The following is a 15,495-nucleotide window of genomic DNA, read 5'->3' as shown; positions in this document are numbered from 1 at the left end:
AGGGCTGGAGAAAGGATAGGAGAGAGGATGATCAGCTAATGGAACATGTAAACGAATTTAACTGGAGCAAGGAAGCAGAAAAACTTTGGAACTCCAATTCCGGTAATTGGCATTCCAGAAGCCGGGGCATGTGGGAGAAAGGAAGCAGAAAAGAGATTATTCCCTTCTTCTCAAAACATGTTGATCTTGCAAGACTGATTCTTGATATTGGATGCGGAGATGGATATGGGACATTAAAGCTTGCACAGCTGGGCTATAAGGTGAAGGGGATCGACTTTTCGCCAGAGATGATTTCCATTGCGAAAAGGGAGGCGATTCATAACAATCTTGAGTTTGAGCAAGGGAACGTGATGAACTTGCCGCTCGAAAATGACCATGCAGACGCGCTCCTCGTCATTAACTGTCTTGAGTGGGTACAGGAACCGAAAACTGCACTCTTGGAGCTGATGCGGGTCCTCAAACCAGGGGGACTTGCGTGCATAGCAGTTTTAGGACCGACCGCAGGGCCTAGAAGCAATAGCTATTCTCGGCTGAATGGGGAGCCGGCCATATGCAATACAATGATGCCGTGGGAATTTACAAGGCTTGCGGAAGAGAATAAATTGAAACTTATCGATCAGCATTCCGTATATAAGGATGGAGTTAGTCAGGAGTTGGCCGCGCCGCTGAGTTTAGAATTAAAGCAAGCCCTTTCCTTCTTAACTCTTTTCATGTTTATAAATGAAAAGGAGATGAAGTAATGGAAGACCGTTATTCAATTACCGAATTTATTTCCGCCTCGAAGCAATCGGAGAGAAAGCAAGGTTTTTTTGAATTGGAAACTCCAAGGATGCTTGAAGTGAATCTTGACGGACTTGTGTGGTCCAAAGCGGGATCTATGATCGCATATAAGGGACAGATCAAATTTGAAAGAGAAGGCATGCTGGAGCACGGTATGGGGAAATTTTTAAAAAAAGCTTTTACCGGTGAGGGTTCTTCGCTGATGAAGGCAAACGGTACCGGTCAGCTGTATTTAGCGGATCAGGGGAAAAAGATTACCATTCTTTCATTAAACAATGAATCAATAACCGTTAATGGCAATGACCTTCTGGCATTTGATCCTGCGATCAATTGGGATATAAAGCTGATGCGCAAGGTTTCCGGCATGCTTTCGGGAGGACTTTTTAATATACATTTAAGCGGGACAGGGCTCATAGCCATTACCTCTCACTATGAACCTCTCACTCTTTTTGCAGAGCGGGGAAAGCCGGTCTTTACGGATCCGAATGCAACTGTCGCTTGGTCCGGCGGTCTCCAGCCTGGATTTGTTACGGACGTCTCCTTAAAAACCTTTCTAGGCAGGGGAAGCGGTGAATCGATTCAAATGAAATTTGATGGAGATGGATTTATTGTCGTACAGCCTTTTGAAGAGATCTATTTGAGTCAGCAAAGCTGATGAAAAAGAAAAACCGTGCAGGGAGCACGGTTTTTTAATGTGAAACAGATTCATTTAAAGACCCCGGGTTATCAAGGGTTTGGACATGATGCAGCCAGCCGGTTGCAGATTCTGAGATGTTTCCTTCAAGGTCTAATTTAACGATAGCCATGTACGGATAATGGTTTTTTGTTCTGTATCGTACGTCGAACCATCTGACTTCATATCCGTCCGATCTTCTCCAGAACAACGGATGAGCCATTTCTGCGTTCACTAGAAAGTGCTGTACATTCCAATCCTTTAAAGATTCTTGTATAACAGGGGAAGTGAGGTCATCTTTTTCAAATCGATGGATCCACTCAATTTTTCCGTTTCGATATTCTCCTGTTATAAAAGCGGCTGGTGATTCAGCACATACATTCCAAATTCCCCATCTGATGGTCGGAATGGCTTTTATCTTTGTATATTCAGGCGCAAGATCGGAGGCAGCTTTTCTCTTTACCGACTTTGATGCAAAGGCGCGCTGCACGATATATCCAATCATTAGGAAATAAATGATGGCAAAAACGGTTCCGGGATGAAAGCCTGCACCCCATAATCCAAAGCCGATTACATGAAGAAGCATAATAAATGGATCAAAAATGTAAATGGCATCAAAGGTAATCCACTTTTTCAAGAACGGCCTGCCTGCCTGTGTGCCATAAGAATTAAATAAATCCACAAAAACATGAATGACGACGGCAGCAAGTGTCCAGCCAAAAAGGCGTAATGCTGAGATTTCAGGGAAAAAAGGCCATATGCAGGCAGTCAGAAGGATTCCCCATATAAATAAGGCAGGTACAGAATGGGAAGCTCCGCGATGATGCCGCAGATACATGCCTTGTCCTTTGGCAAGCTTAACTGCGTAATCAAAATCAGGGGCATTCGAACCCAGCAATGTTCCTGCTAAGACGGCTTGTGCTAGGGCGGGATCGCCGGCCACTGCCGGATCAAGTGATGCGAGGCCGGCAAGTCCGAATCCCATTGCAATATGTGTGCTCGTATCCATGGTTTCCCTCCGTGATGCAAGTATTTTCCCCCGCATCCAGAAGCCAATGAAGAAGGGCGAAATTAATAATTTACTGAACCCTTCATCTTTTTCTCATTCTCTTTCGTAATCACGACGGCTTCTTCCATGATGTCATGCAGGATTGTATCAGCAGAACTTGCAATATGAAGTTTCTTCATGTTCCTGCGCATACTGGAAAGAAGGTGCTCATTATTCATAAGATAATCGACGCTGTCCTGTATTTCTTCATACTTGTTCACCACGACGGCAGCACCGCTGTTTTCAAAGAAAATTGAATTCTCTTTCTCCTGTCCCGGCACTGGCTTATAAAGAATGACAGGAAGACCTATAGCAGCTGCCTCACTTAGAGTGATACCCCCGGGTTTCGTGATCATACAGGAAGAGATGCGGAACAGCTCATCCACCCTCTCAACATAGCCAAGGGCCTTAATCTGATTCGGGTAGGCGTTGGCTAGAGGTGTAAGGCTGTCTTTCAGCACCTGGTTTTTCCCGCAAACAACGATGGTTTGCAGCTGATCATGCTGGAGAAAGGACTGGCACAATTCCCTGACGTTTTTCAGAACGCCATGGGCTCCTGCCATAATAAGCAAGGTCTTTTTATTAGGATCAAGTCCGTATTTCGCAATCAGCTGATCATGATTCAGTTCTTCTTCAAACTGAGAGCGGATTGGGATGCCTGTAACTTTAACAGCAGAAGGCTGAATCCCCAAGCGGACGATTTTTTCCTTTACATGGTGGTTAGCTACGTAATATTTATCAATATTTTCGTGCACCCAGATTTTGTGGAGGCAGAAATCGGTTATGACGTTAAATGTCGGAATGACGGTGCCGGTTCTCCTCCGGTACTCAGGTACGACAATCATCGGAAAGGTATTGATAATGATATCAGGGTCTTCCTTCAAAATAATTTCATGAAGTCTTTTGTGGCCCATTTTGTAATACAGATTCATCATTCGTTTATTATACATTTTATCTACGCCATAGTAGAACAAACGATAAAACTGCTTTCCGATTGAGAAGCTTTTTAAATACAGATACTGGGTTATTTCCGAAAAAACAGGATGTGATTCATTATAAAGATCACAAACAATCACATCTTCAATCCCCAAATTTCTGCAATGATTCACCAATGTGTTTGCCACCTGAACATGCCCATTCCCATACTTGGCCGTCAGAATCAAAACCTTTTGTTTGGATCTCAACGTATTCACCTCAATCAAAATAAAAAAACTCTCATTCTATTTTTAGCTCTATTCCTATTCAATTTACTATATAGAGTAACATATTCCTATCTTGCTTTTTATAAAATTAATGTTAAATCTTTGTTATTTTCAGCTATTCTAGTATTCATTTTAACAAATACAGGAATTTCGTGGAACATCTTTTTAATATTTCCCTTTAATTCCCATCTCTATCTTTCCAGATATACGGGGTTTCCTGGTAGACGTAATAGTTCAGCCAGTTGGAGAAAAGAAGGCTTGCATGTGATTTCCATCTGAATAATGGGCCATTCTCAGGCTTGCCGCCTTTATAGTAATGGAGCGGCTGGCTAATCGGTATTCCGCGTTCAAGGTCTCTTTTATATTCTTCATCAAGCGTATGAGCATCATACTCCGGATGTCCGGTTAAAAACACCCGCTTACCGTCTTTGGACATCAGCAGGCATACGCCGGCTTCTTCGGATTCAGAAAGAATGAGAAGATCTTTATGGGAGACAGCCTGGTCTTTTGATATATCTGTATGCCTGGAATGGGGAACATAGAATTCCTCATCAAACCCGCGTACGAGTTTTTCTGATGGAGCACTGACTGTATGGGGGAAAATTCCGAAGCATTTATTTTTCAATTGAATTTTTTCTACGCCATAATGATAGTAAAGTCCCGCTTGGGCTCCCCAGCATATATGAAGAGTTGAGGTTACATGCTCTGAGCTCCAATTGAAAATCTGCCGCAATTCATCCCAGTAGGATACGTCCTCAAATGGAAGCTGTTCTACAGGAGCCCCAGTCACAATCAGTCCGTCAAAGCTCCGGTGCTTAATATGTTCAAACGTTGTATAAAATTCTTCCAGGTGCTGAGGCTGAACATTTTTGGATTTATGAGTTTTCATATGCAAAAACGTGATGTTCACTTGCAGCGGAGTGTTTCCGAGCAATCTTAGCAGCTGCGTTTCAGTCTTTTCCTTCTGCGGCATGAGATTCAAAATCAAAATATCAAGCGGACGGATATCCTGAGCTGCAGCCCGCATTTCATCCATTACGAAAATATTTTCTTCCTCAAGTATCGCTTTAGCCGGAAGATTTGAGGGGATATTAATGGGCAAGGAAAACACTCCAATCTAAAAGGATGGTGGCCGGGCAAGAAACGATCCGGCATTTTTCTCTCATTATAAAACACTTCAGCCATTTTGGGCTTATGGTTTATGGTACAATGTCAGATGTTTAGCTTATAGAGTATGAAATAGTTGATTATTCGAGAATTTTGGAATGGAGATGGTTTTTTGGCTGCTGAAACGAATGGTAAATCTGATATTGAGATCGCTTCGAAATCCAGCATGAAACCGATTGCTGATGTAGCGTCATCGATCGGCATACTAGAAAATGAAATTGAATTATACGGTACATATAAAGCAAAGCTGTCTGATGCCCTTTTAAAAAGACTCAGTACAGCACAGGATGGAAAATTGATCCTTGTTACATCCATTAATCCTACACCTGCCGGAGAAGGCAAGTCAACAGTGACAGTAGGCTTAGGTCAGGCGCTCAACAGGATCGGCAAAAAGACCGTGATCGCTATGAGGGAGCCGTCACTTGGACCTGTCATGGGACTAAAAGGAGGAGCAGCGGGAGGCGGTTACTCCCAGGTGCTGCCTATGGATGATATAAACCTTCATTTTACTGGCGATCTGCATGCCATTACAGCTGCAAATAATGCTCTTTCTGCTCTTATCGACAATCATATCCATCAGGGAAATGAGCTGGAGCTTGATCCTGGCAAGATTGTCTGGAAAAGAGCACTGGATATCAATGACCGGGCTCTTCGCAATGTTGTCACAGGACTTGGCGGAGCATCGAACGGTTTGGCAAGGGAAGATCAGTTCGATATTACAGCTGCTTCTGAAATCATGGCTGTTTTGTGTATGGCAGAAAATATTCAGGATTTGAAACAGCGGCTTTCCAGCATTGTGGCTGGATACACAAAAGATAAACATCCGGTTACGGTTGGAGATCTTGGTGTTGAAGGAGCGCTAACGCTTTTACTGAAGGATGCGGTCAAACCAAACTTAGTTCAAACAATGGAACATACCCCGGCTTTAATACACGGAGGGCCATTTGCTAATATAGCCCACGGCTGCAACAGCCTGATTGCCACAAAAGCAGCGCTTAAATTGGGAGAATATACAGTAACAGAAGCGGGATTCGGTGCAGATTTAGGTGCAGAAAAATTCCTGAATATTAAAGCGCGTGCCGGAGGACTAAAACCAGCGGCTGTTGTGATAGTTGCAACCATCCGGGCACTGAAAATGCACGGGGGAATTGCGAAAAATGACCTGCGTGATTCCAATCCGGAGGCTATGATAAAGGGCTGTGAAAATCTGCAAAAGCATATTGAAACCATTCAGGCATTCGGTTTGCCATATGCGGTAGCCGTTAACCGATTCACAGCGGATTCAGATGAGGAAATCCAGGCCTTGAAAAAATGGTGCGAGGATCTTGGCCATCCATGTGCGTTAACCGAGGTATGGGAAAAAGGAGGAGAAGGAGGAGTGGAGCTCGCGGAAATCGTCACTCGTCTTGCTGAAAGCGCCTCCGCTTTCTCCCCGCTTTATTCATCTGATGCTCCATTTAAAGCAAAGGCAAAAGCGATTGCGGAGAAGGTGTATGGCGCAGACGATGTCCTGCTCACTTCCAAAGCAGAGAAACAGCTGGCAGATATCGAAGCAAACGGCTGGGGGGATTTGCCAGTTTGTATGGCGAAAACACAGTATTCTCTGTCAGATGATCCAAAAAAGCTGGGCCGGCCAGACGGTTTTTCGATTACGATAAGGGAAATAAAACCATCAGCAGGTGCTGGCTTTCTTGTCGCGCTCACGGGAGACATCATGACGATGCCGGGCTTGCCGAAAAAACCGGCTGCTTTACACATGGACGTAGATGAAAATGGCTGCGCGAAGGGATTATTTTAATGTTTGATCCAACTGTTTTTGATAATTTAAAGGTTGTGCTTGAGGGAGCTGTTTATGACCTTGATCTTGAGGGTTATATTGAAGTCAATTCGAGAAATGATCTAGTCAACCTGGCTGATATGTCAAGATGCTGGAATATTGGGTTTCAGGAAACCGGACTGCAGGAGGGAGCTGCTGCAGAAATAGAACTGTCGATAGTGGCCGATCAGCTTCAGGCAGAATGGAAAAAAACAACTTCTTATGCGGGGTGCCGGCTTCGAATTCATTATACGCTTCCGGCGGCTGCCGATGAGAACGGCATGGCAGTGCTTACGGCAATCAGGGAAATATGGGGTGCAGATGCTATTGTTGAATCAGAAGTATCTTTTGATCCGTTTGCCAGTCAAAAAATGCACAGACAAACGTTTACGCTCTCCTTCAGCACGATGATTACAGAAGAGCATGCAGGAGATCTTGAGAGACTTGCAGAATCTGTATTTCAGACTCTGAAAAGAATAAATGATGAAAAAGGAGCCGGGATATGAGCATTTATGAATTTAAGGCTGAAACGATTAAAGGGAATGAGCAATCACTTTCCGACTATGAAGGCAAGGTGCTTTTGATTGTGAACACTGCAAGTAAGTGCGGATTTACTCCGCAATTAAAAGGTCTTCAGGAACTGTATGAAAAATATTCCACTGACGGACTTGAGATTCTCGGGTTTCCCTGCAATCAATTCATGAACCAGGAGCCGGGAAATGAAGAGGAGATTGAAGCGTTTTGTGAACGAAACTATGGGGTGAATTTCCCGATGTTTGCAAAAATCAATGTCAACGGGAAGGATGCTCACCCCCTATTCAGCTATTTAACAAAAGAGCTGCCGGGCATGCTCGGTTCTGAGGGAGTGAAATGGAACTTTACGAAGTTCTTGGTTGACCGGAACGGCATGCCGGTAAAGAGATTTTCTCCGAACACGAACCCTCAGGATATAGAAGAGCCGATTAAGCAGCTGCTTTCTGAGCAGCCGGCTTCCATATAAGGATAAAGCGGCTGATCCCTTCAGATCAGCCGCTTCTATTAAGGATGTGAAGGGTTGGATAAACGAGCGATTGTAATGGATGCTGAGCGATTTGTGAAGAAACATCTTGATAAGGAAGGATCCGGTCACGACTGGCTGCACATTGAAAGGGTAAGGAAGCTTGCATTAAAGCTTGTGGAAGAAACAGAAGCAGATGCATTCATTGTGGAACTCGCAGCCTTGTTTCATGATCTTTCGGACCGCAAATTAGCTGATGACAAAAGAATGAGCAGACTGGAAGTCGAAGATATGCTCATTGCATTATCGGTTTCAGAAAATGATCGGTCTCAAATCATGCATATCATAGATACCATTTCATTTAGGGGAACAGGCAGGACCGTCCCTGAAACGATTGAGGGGAAAATTGTCCAGGATGCCGATCGGCTGGACGCGATGGGAGCGATTGGTATAGCGAGGACTTTCGTTTATGCAGGAAGCAGGGGCACACCGATTTACGACCCGGGGGAACAGACTAAAGGAGATTCTGCCATTCAGCACTTCTATGATAAACTTCTGAAGCTAAAAGGACTGATGAATACAGAAGCAGGCAAAATGAAGGCGGAAGAGAGACACAGATTTATGGAGTTATATCTCGACACTTTTTATAAGGAATGCGAGAGGTAGGCTTTGATTGTGAACACACCTGTTCCGCTATGTTAGAATAAAGAAAAATGTGCGATGCAGGAGGGTTAGCTGTGCTGAATATTAAAACGATTGAACCAACACCGAGTCCCAACACAATGAAGATTATCTTAACGGAGGAGCTTCCGAAAGGGACAAGCAATAATTATAAAAAGGATCAAGCTGAACATGCTCCACAAGTGATCCAGGATATTCTGCAAGTAGATGGGGTTAAAGGAGTCTATCATGTAGCCGACTTTTTGGCGGTTGAACGCAACTCCAAATATGATTGGAAAGACATTTTATCAAGCGTCCGGGAGTGCTTCGGAGAAACTCCATCAGATGGTACAGGCCGCGGGCTCATGGAAGAAGCTTTCGGAGAAATCAAAGCATCTGTACAAATGTTTAATGGAATCCCAATGCAGGTAAAGCTGACAGATGGTTTGGAAGAGAAGCGGTTTGCGCTGCCTCAAAGATTTCAGGATGTCATTTTTAATGTCCAGCAGCATGCATCGAACGTCGTGCTTGACCGTGAGTGGAAGGATCATGGTGTCCGGTATGGGGACATGGAGGACATCGGAAAGGATATCGTTGATGAACTGTCTGCCTCCTATCACGATGATCGACTGAAAAGAATGGCTCAGCAGCTGATCAATAAAGAGGAAGGGGTTCAGCAAGTCAGCCGATCTTCCTATAAAGTGACAGCTGAAATGATGGATGAGCCGGAATGGACAGGCCGGTATGCCCACCTGGAACAAATGAATCCTTCATCAGAAGATTTGGAAGTGCTGGAAAAAGCACTATATGATGAAAAGGCATCAATCAGAAGGCTTGCTGTCGTGTATCTTGGAATGATTGAAGATCCTGCTGTTCTGCCGCTTCTCTGTAAAGCGCTTGAGGATAAATCTGTTACGGTCAGAAGGACGGCGGGGGACTGTTTATCGGATATTGGAGACCCGAAAGCCATTCCGGCAATGGTAATTTCACTTGGAGATAAAAATAAGCTAGTCCGCTGGCGTGCAGCTATGTTTTTATATGAAGTCGGTGACGAGCAGGCTCTCCAAGCTTTAAAAGAGGCACAGGATGATCCTGAGTTCGAGGTCAGTATGCAAATCAAGCTTGCAATCGGAAGAATTGAAGGCGGAGAAGAAGCGATGGGTTCCGTCTGGAAACAGATGACTGAGAGCAGGAAAGCAAGTGAATAATTCAAATATTGACAAGGCGCACCTATATACAAAGGGTGTGCTTTTTTTCATTTCAGTAAAATAACAATTAATTTAAAATTTTAAGAATATTATTGCAATATGACTTGCAAAGTTCTATAGTAATACACAATCAATTATTGCAGGAGGGAAGCTGAAATGAGCAAAGTTAGCAAAGATCTAAGAATTAAAAGCAGACAGCTGAGTGAGGACCCAAAAAGAGCACCAAACCGCGCCATGCTTCGTGCAGTCGGTTTCCAGGATGAAGATTTTAAAAAACCGATGGTCGGTGTAGCAAGTACGTGGAGTGAAGTGACACCTTGCAATATACATATTGATAAACTCGCGATCCGGGCAAAAGAAGGAATTAAAGAGGCAGGCGGAGCAGGTCTCATCTTTAACACCATCACTGTATCTGATGGAATTTCTATGGGTACCGGCGGAATGCGCTTCTCCCTTCCTAGCAGGGATGTCATCGCTGATTCGATTGAAACGGTCGTAGGCGCAGAAAACCTCGATGCCTATGTTGCAATTGGCGGGTGTGATAAAAACATGCCGGGCTGCCTCATTGCGATGGCAAGATCTGAAGTTCCATCTGTATTTGTATACGGAGGCACAATTAAACCAGGTAAGCTTGACGGGAAAGATATCGACATCGTATCTGCGTTTGAAGGAGTCGGACAGTACAACAAAGGCGATATTGACAGGGAAGAGCTTCATAAAATTGAGTGCAGCGCATGTCCGGGTGCTGGATCCTGCGGCGGAATGTATACCGCGAATACAATGGCTTCCGCAATCGAAGCGCTTGGAATGAGCCTTCCTGGAAGCTCTTCAAACCCGGCGGAGTCTAATTTGAAGCTTAGCGACTGCTATGAAGCGGGAGAAGCTGTCCTCCGTTTGCTGGAAGCTGACATTTATCCGAAAGACATCATGACGAAGGAAGCCTTTGAAAATGCGATCACCCTCGTAATGGCTCTAGGCGGATCCACTAATGCCGTCCTTCATTTATTAGCGATTGCCAACGCCGCTGATGTGGATTTGAGTTTGGACGATTTTGAACGTATTCAGAAAAAAGTTCCTCATATTGCAGATTTGAAGCCAAGCGGCAAATATGTCATGCAGGATCTTCATGAAGCGGGAGGCGTACCTGGAGTCATGAAGCTGCTTCTTGAAAATGGATACCTGCACGGTGACTGTTTGACCGTAACAGGGAAGACCATTGCCGAAAACCTGAAAGAGATGGATGATCTTTATGAAAATCAAAAGGTTATTGTTCCTCTTGAAAAGCCGCTGCGCGCAGACGGCCCACTTGTCGTTATGAAAGGGAACCTGGCTCCGGATGGAGCGGTAGCGAAGGTTTCCGGCCTTAAAGTTACAAGCCTTACTGGACCTGCAAAAGTATTTGACAGTGAGCAAGAGGCAACAGACGCTGTACTTGAAGGCAGGGTGGTTCCCGGAGATGTCATTGTCATTCGCTATGAAGGTCCAAAAGGAGGACCGGGTATGCCGGAAATGCTTTCTTTATCGGCGATTCTAGTAGGAAAAGGGCTGGGAGAATCGGTGGCCCTGCTTACAGACGGACGATTCTCCGGTGGAACTCATGGTCTTGTCGTGGGCCACATTGCCCCGGAAGCCCAGACTGGAGGCCCGATTGCTCTCTTGAAAACAGGAGATCTTGTAACGGTTGACAGCGGGAAAAGAGAGCTGACCATGCATGTTTCGGAGGAAGAGCTTCAAGAAAGGAAATCAAGCTGGTCCGCACCTGTTCAAACGTTAAGAGGAGTCCTTGGGAAATACGCAAGAACGGTTTCCTGTTCCTCTAAAGGAGCTGTAACCGACCTGTTCGAACCATTAAAGGAACATGTCAAGCTCTAAACGTTTGCCACCGTCATTTTTCTATAGTATTCTTGAACTCAGACAGGGAAAGAAGGCCATTTTTACCGGCCTCCCTAAGCGACAGTTCAGGAGGGTATAAAACATGTCTATGGCATATGAAGAATACATGCGTCAAATGGTTAAACCGATGAGAGCTGAATTAACAAGAGCCGGATTTCAAGAGCTTCTTACTGAAGAAGAGGTTGAAAAATACATGGAATCGGCTGAGGGAACAACGCTCGTCGTTGTGAACTCCGTCTGCGGATGTGCGGCTGGACTGGCAAGACCGGCCGCAACTCAGTCAGCATTAAATGCTGACAAAAAACCGGATCATCTTGTTACGGTTTTTGCAGGACAGGATAAGGATGCAACAGCTAAAATGAGAGAGTACTTTGAAGGAATTGAGCCTTCTTCTCCTTCTATGGCTCTTTTAAAAGGGAAAGAAGTGGTTCATTTTATCCCGAGACATGAAATTGAAGGTGCTGCAATTGAAGAAATCATGGCAAATTTAGAGCAGTCTTTTGAAAAGCACTGCTGAATAAGATTGAATGGGATGGCTGATGGATGCAGCCATCCCGATTTTTATATTAAAAGAGGTTGAAAATGTGATTATTACGACAGTTATGAAAAATTTTAAAGAAGCAGAAATCATGGCAAGAGTACTGGCCATTTCATTGAATAGTCAATATGTCCCAAGAAACAAGAAGTCAATTTCCTCCCTTCTGGAAAATGAGGAAGCGGTACTGGTGGTAGGCACGGAGAGAATGGAGCTTTACAGTACACCAGGCGAAAAGCCGTTCTTTTTCCATCCGAATTCCGCTATGTTCCGGGTTAAAAGACTGCTTGGCGGAGAGTGTGATCCATTTGTTGAGGCAGCCGGGATCCGGGAAGGAAATACCATACTTGATTGTACACTGGGATTGGCATCTGACAGCATCGTTGCCGCCTATGCTGCCGGAGAAAAAGGAAAGGTATGCGGGATAGAGGGGAATAAAGAAATGGCGCTGATTGTAGGCGAGGGGCTGAAGAAGTGGGAAGCCGGCAATGAGGACATCTCAAAAGCGATGAAAAGAGTGGAGGTGGTTCACGCCGATCACCTCAAATTCCTTCGAACGTGCGCAGACCGCTCCTTTGACATTGTTTATTTTGATCCCATGTTCGAAGAGGCGCTATCCTCCGAAGGAATGGTGCCTTTAAAGCAAATTGCCATCCATGATGATTTGAGCGAAGACGTAATCGCTGAAGCAAAACGGGTAGCGAAGGAACGGGTCGTTTTAAAAGATCACTGGACGAGCACCAGGTTTGAAAAATGGGGCTTCAGCCAGATTAAACGCCGTTCAGCTTCCTTTCACTTCGGAGTTTTAGAAAGAGAGGATTAGGCGAAACTAAGACTCGGAGGTGAAGGGAATGTCACGCAAAAAAGCGGATCCGTCTAAAGCACAGCTTGGATCACCCGAGACGGAAGGCCAGGGCACGACCAATCAGGAAGCAGGAAAACAAAAAAGCTCCGCAGCATCAAAAGCAAAGAAAATGTAAACAGCTTATGCACAGAGAAAGCCCGGATCAACTCCGGGCTTTTAATCTGTTATTTCCATAAAAATCATGTAAATGAGGGTAATGAAACTTGCAGCGATCAGCAGAGCTTCGTACATAACAAGCCTCCCATATCTTAATACATTTATTGTAAAGGAATTACGCTGGCAATAAAAGCGTTTTCTTTAACTTAATAAGGAGAATTGTCTAGGGCTATGATAGAATAATAGAGAATATACTTAGGAGAGGAAAACCATGAATAAATGGCTTAAAAAATCGCTCGTAGCCTTGTTCTCAATTGTCACACTGGGGATGGTTTCGCCTCCCGCTGTGCTGCTCGCAGAAGAGAATTCTCAAGACTTATCTAAAACCATTATTCCCGAGCAATCAGATTCCCACAAATCGCAAATTATTGAACCGAATATCCAATATTTTAAACAAATGGCCAAAGAACAAACGCATCAAAAATTCGGGGACAGAATTGGCCCGGTAATTGAATCGGAATTTGACACGATGATCCTGCCGAAAATCGAAGAAGTAATGGAAAGAGAGCTGACATTAGAAGAATCCTCAAATCTTGTAATCAGTGAGAAACCCGGTTCAGGGAGAAGCGAAAAAATCTTTCATATTTACGACCGGAATTCCGGTAAGGATGTAATTCGTTTCCACGTCCGTGTGGATCATCCTCCAGGGGATGGCTACTGGTTCAATTTTCATTACCATTTAAGCAGAGATTCATTTGAACAGCATCATGAACTGGGCAGCATTTATTGGGATCGGAATACACCACCCGCTTGGATGACTCATTAAAAAGGGGCGATCAGTCTAATGGCAAAATACACGATGAAAGAAATGACCTCAATTACAATCGATATGCTGAAAGACAGGGGAGTAACGATAGCTGATATAGCTGATATCGTTTTCCGTCTTCAGCAGCGCTACATCCCGGCTCTTACCCATGAAGACTGCGTATATAATGTAGAGCGGGTGCTTAGCAAAAGGGAAATCGTGCACGCCGTTTTAACCGGACTTGCTTTGGATGAACTGGCCGAAAAGAAATTACTGCCGCAGCCATTGCAGCATCTCGTAGAAACGGACGAGCCATTATATGGAATTGACGAAATCATCCCCCTTTCAATCGTAAATGTATATGGTTCCATCGGACTGACCAACTTTGGATTTCTTGATAAAGAGAAGTTCGGGATTATTAAAGAGCTAGATGAGCATAAAGAAGACCGGGTTAATACATTCCTCGATGATATTGTGGCCGCATTGGCTGCAGCGGCCGCGAGCAGAATGGCCCATCGAAGCCGTGATAAAGAAGAGGAAGACCAGTCAGAGCAAATGATTGGAAGCTAAACTGGTTTTTACTTAACAAGAGATTATAAATCTTGTATACTAGTTAAAGTATTGCTCGAATCCTAGGAGGTTTTGTCGTCACAATGAATGAGATATTGAATGCTTTTGTAGACACGTATGCCCAGTTTTTTAACTGGCAGATGTGGGGCGAAGTACTGACAAGCCCTACAAGCTGGGGATTAATTCTTACCCTGGTCATTTTAGAAGGGCTGTTATCTGCTGACAATGCGCTTGTTCTTGCAGTTATGGTCCGCCCGCTTCCTGAGGAGCAAAGAAAGAAAGCACTTTTTTACGGTTTGATCGGAGCTTACATTTTCCGTTTCATAGCGATCGGAGTCGGAGTATTCTTAATCCAGATAACATGGGTCAAGCTGCTTGGTGCAGCGTATCTCGCTTGGCTTGCTATTAAATACTTCATTGATAAACGCAATGGGTCTGAAGGTGATGATGCCGAGGATGCAGCGAAGCTTACAAAAGGCAGCATTTTTACCCGTCTTTTTGGACAGTTCTGGGGAACGGTCGCAGCAGTTGAACTTATGGATATCGCTTTCTCCGTGGACAGTGTTCTTGCAGCATTTGGTGTAAGTGATCAAGTATGGGTTCTTCTTCTCGGAGGTATGCTTGGAGTACTCATGATGCGTGGTATCGCAGGAGTATTTGTTAAACTGATTGAGAGAATTCCTGAACTTGAAACTACAGCATATGTGCTAATTTTGCTTATAGCAGTGAAAATGGCTATAAGTGAAGCCGGAGTACACATGCCGCACTGGGTATTTTTTGTCTTAATCATCGTAATGTTCATTGGAACGTTCATTATTCATAAATTGAAACACAACCGTCAGGAAAAAACAAATTAAAGAAAAGCGCCGGAAGTGATCATTCCGGCGCTTTTTTAATGGGATAAATATGGTGAGTTTTAACACCACTGGATTAAAGCGAGCGCCTGCAGTGGAAATCAGCAGCCAAGTTTAACAGACCTAATGGAAAAAATATAGAAAGAGAATAATCAAACCACCACTGACCAGCCCATCGGCTACCAGAAAACGAGAGCTTCCCATGTACTCAATGACTTTATCGACTTCTTCCTTTGCAGGTCTTTTTCGCATGATGTCACATCCTTAGCCGTTTGATGAATACTATTCATCCTGCACGAATTTGACCCCTTCCATACTTCATAATA

The 15,495-nt window shown here is 44.3% G+C and carries 17 protein-coding genes; 14 read left to right on the top strand and 3 right to left on the bottom strand.

Features of this window, described 5'->3' with window-relative positions; translation table 11 throughout:
- Nucleotides 1–38 precede the first annotated feature (38 nt).
- Together WCV65_RS11770 and WCV65_RS11765 are read left to right on the top strand one after the other, a co-directional pair.
- A complete protein-coding gene (locus WCV65_RS11770) occupies nucleotides 39–740 on the top strand; it encodes a class I SAM-dependent methyltransferase (protein WP_338776679.1) in 702 nt (233 codons plus the stop codon).
- Nucleotides 740–1,435 carry an AIM24 family protein gene (locus WCV65_RS11765; RefSeq protein ID WP_338776677.1) on the top strand — a complete coding sequence of 232 codons (696 nt, stop codon included), beginning with the start codon at nucleotides 740–742 and terminating at the stop codon, nucleotides 1,433–1,435. Before WCV65_RS11770 ends, WCV65_RS11765 begins: the two co-directional genes overlap by 1 nt.
- A gap of 34 nt (nucleotides 1,436–1,469) precedes the next feature.
- On the opposite strand, the gene WCV65_RS11760 is transcribed toward WCV65_RS11765, so the two are convergent.
- The 3 genes from WCV65_RS11760 to metA form a co-directional block, all read right to left on the bottom strand.
- A complete protein-coding gene (locus WCV65_RS11760) occupies nucleotides 1,470–2,462 on the bottom strand; it encodes a metal-dependent hydrolase (protein ID WP_338776675.1) in 993 nt (330 codons plus the stop codon).
- Nucleotides 2,463–2,524: 62 nt separating this feature from the next.
- Nucleotides 2,525–3,685 (bottom strand): diglucosyl diacylglycerol synthase, encoded by a 1,161-nt coding sequence (locus WCV65_RS11755; protein ID WP_338776673.1) that lies wholly within the window; start codon nucleotides 3,683–3,685, stop codon nucleotides 2,525–2,527.
- 196 nt (nucleotides 3,686–3,881) lie between these two features.
- Nucleotides 3,882–4,805, bottom strand: a complete 924-nt coding sequence (gene metA, locus WCV65_RS11750) for a homoserine O-succinyltransferase (RefSeq protein WP_338776671.1) — start codon at nucleotides 4,803–4,805, stop codon at nucleotides 3,882–3,884.
- A gap of 177 nt (nucleotides 4,806–4,982) precedes the next feature.
- Between metA and WCV65_RS11745 the strand changes: the two genes are divergently transcribed.
- The 12 genes from WCV65_RS11745 (at nucleotide 4,983) to WCV65_RS11690 (ending at nucleotide 15,172) form a co-directional block, all read left to right on the top strand.
- Nucleotides 4,983–6,668, top strand: coding sequence for a formate--tetrahydrofolate ligase (locus tag WCV65_RS11745; protein ID WP_338776669.1), 1,686 nt, complete (start codon nucleotides 4,983–4,985; stop codon nucleotides 6,666–6,668).
- A complete protein-coding gene (locus WCV65_RS11740; RefSeq protein ID WP_051860618.1) occupies nucleotides 6,668–7,192 on the top strand; it encodes a hypothetical protein in 525 nt (174 codons plus the stop codon). The genes WCV65_RS11745 and WCV65_RS11740 overlap by 1 nt, the downstream gene beginning before the upstream one ends.
- The gene (locus WCV65_RS11735) at nucleotides 7,189–7,686 is read left to right on the top strand and encodes a glutathione peroxidase (protein ID WP_338776667.1); all 498 of its coding nucleotides are present in this window, start codon (nucleotides 7,189–7,191) and stop codon (nucleotides 7,684–7,686) included. The genes WCV65_RS11740 and WCV65_RS11735 overlap by 4 nt, the downstream gene beginning before the upstream one ends.
- A gap of 75 nt (nucleotides 7,687–7,761) precedes the next feature.
- On the top strand, nucleotides 7,762–8,349 hold the full coding sequence (locus tag WCV65_RS11730; RefSeq protein ID WP_338782274.1) for an HD domain-containing protein: 588 nt from the start codon (nucleotides 7,762–7,764) through the stop codon (nucleotides 8,347–8,349).
- 74 nt (nucleotides 8,350–8,423) lie between these two features.
- Nucleotides 8,424–9,551, top strand: coding sequence for a conserved virulence factor C family protein (locus tag WCV65_RS11725; RefSeq protein ID WP_338782273.1), 1,128 nt, complete (start codon nucleotides 8,424–8,426; stop codon nucleotides 9,549–9,551).
- A 156-nt stretch (nucleotides 9,552–9,707) separates the two neighbouring features.
- A complete protein-coding gene (gene ilvD, locus WCV65_RS11720) occupies nucleotides 9,708–11,423 on the top strand; it encodes a dihydroxy-acid dehydratase (RefSeq protein ID WP_338776665.1) in 1,716 nt (571 codons plus the stop codon).
- 103 nt (nucleotides 11,424–11,526) lie between these two features.
- Entirely contained in the window at nucleotides 11,527–11,961 is a 435-nt protein-coding gene (locus WCV65_RS11715; RefSeq protein ID WP_035406176.1) for a BrxA/BrxB family bacilliredoxin, read from the top strand.
- 22 nt (nucleotides 11,962–11,983) lie between these two features.
- Nucleotides 11,984–12,802 (top strand): class I SAM-dependent methyltransferase, encoded by an 819-nt coding sequence (locus WCV65_RS11710; RefSeq protein WP_338776663.1) that lies wholly within the window; start codon nucleotides 11,984–11,986, stop codon nucleotides 12,800–12,802.
- Between the two features lie 28 nt (nucleotides 12,803–12,830).
- The gene (locus WCV65_RS11705) at nucleotides 12,831–12,959 is read left to right on the top strand and encodes a YuzL family protein (protein WP_338776661.1); all 129 of its coding nucleotides are present in this window, start codon (nucleotides 12,831–12,833) and stop codon (nucleotides 12,957–12,959) included.
- Between the two features lie 252 nt (nucleotides 12,960–13,211).
- The gene (locus tag WCV65_RS11700; protein WP_338776659.1) at nucleotides 13,212–13,766 is read left to right on the top strand and encodes a YpjP family protein; all 555 of its coding nucleotides are present in this window, start codon (nucleotides 13,212–13,214) and stop codon (nucleotides 13,764–13,766) included.
- Between the two features lie 18 nt (nucleotides 13,767–13,784).
- Nucleotides 13,785–14,315: a phosphatidylglycerophosphatase A gene (locus WCV65_RS11695; protein WP_338776657.1), complete on the top strand. Its 531-nt coding sequence runs from the start codon at nucleotides 13,785–13,787 to the stop codon at nucleotides 14,313–14,315.
- An 83-nt stretch (nucleotides 14,316–14,398) separates the two neighbouring features.
- Nucleotides 14,399–15,172, top strand: a complete 774-nt coding sequence (locus WCV65_RS11690) for a TerC family protein (RefSeq protein WP_035406185.1) — start codon at nucleotides 14,399–14,401, stop codon at nucleotides 15,170–15,172.
- Nucleotides 15,173–15,495 lie beyond the last annotated feature (323 nt).

It is taken from the genome of Metabacillus sp. FJAT-52054 (assembly GCF_037201815.1).
Taxonomy (GTDB): Bacteria; Bacillota; Bacilli; order Bacillales; family Bacillaceae; genus Metabacillus_B; species Metabacillus_B sediminis.
The sequence above is the reverse complement of the archived record's forward strand: the minus strand, read 5'-3'. Positions and strand labels throughout refer to the sequence as shown.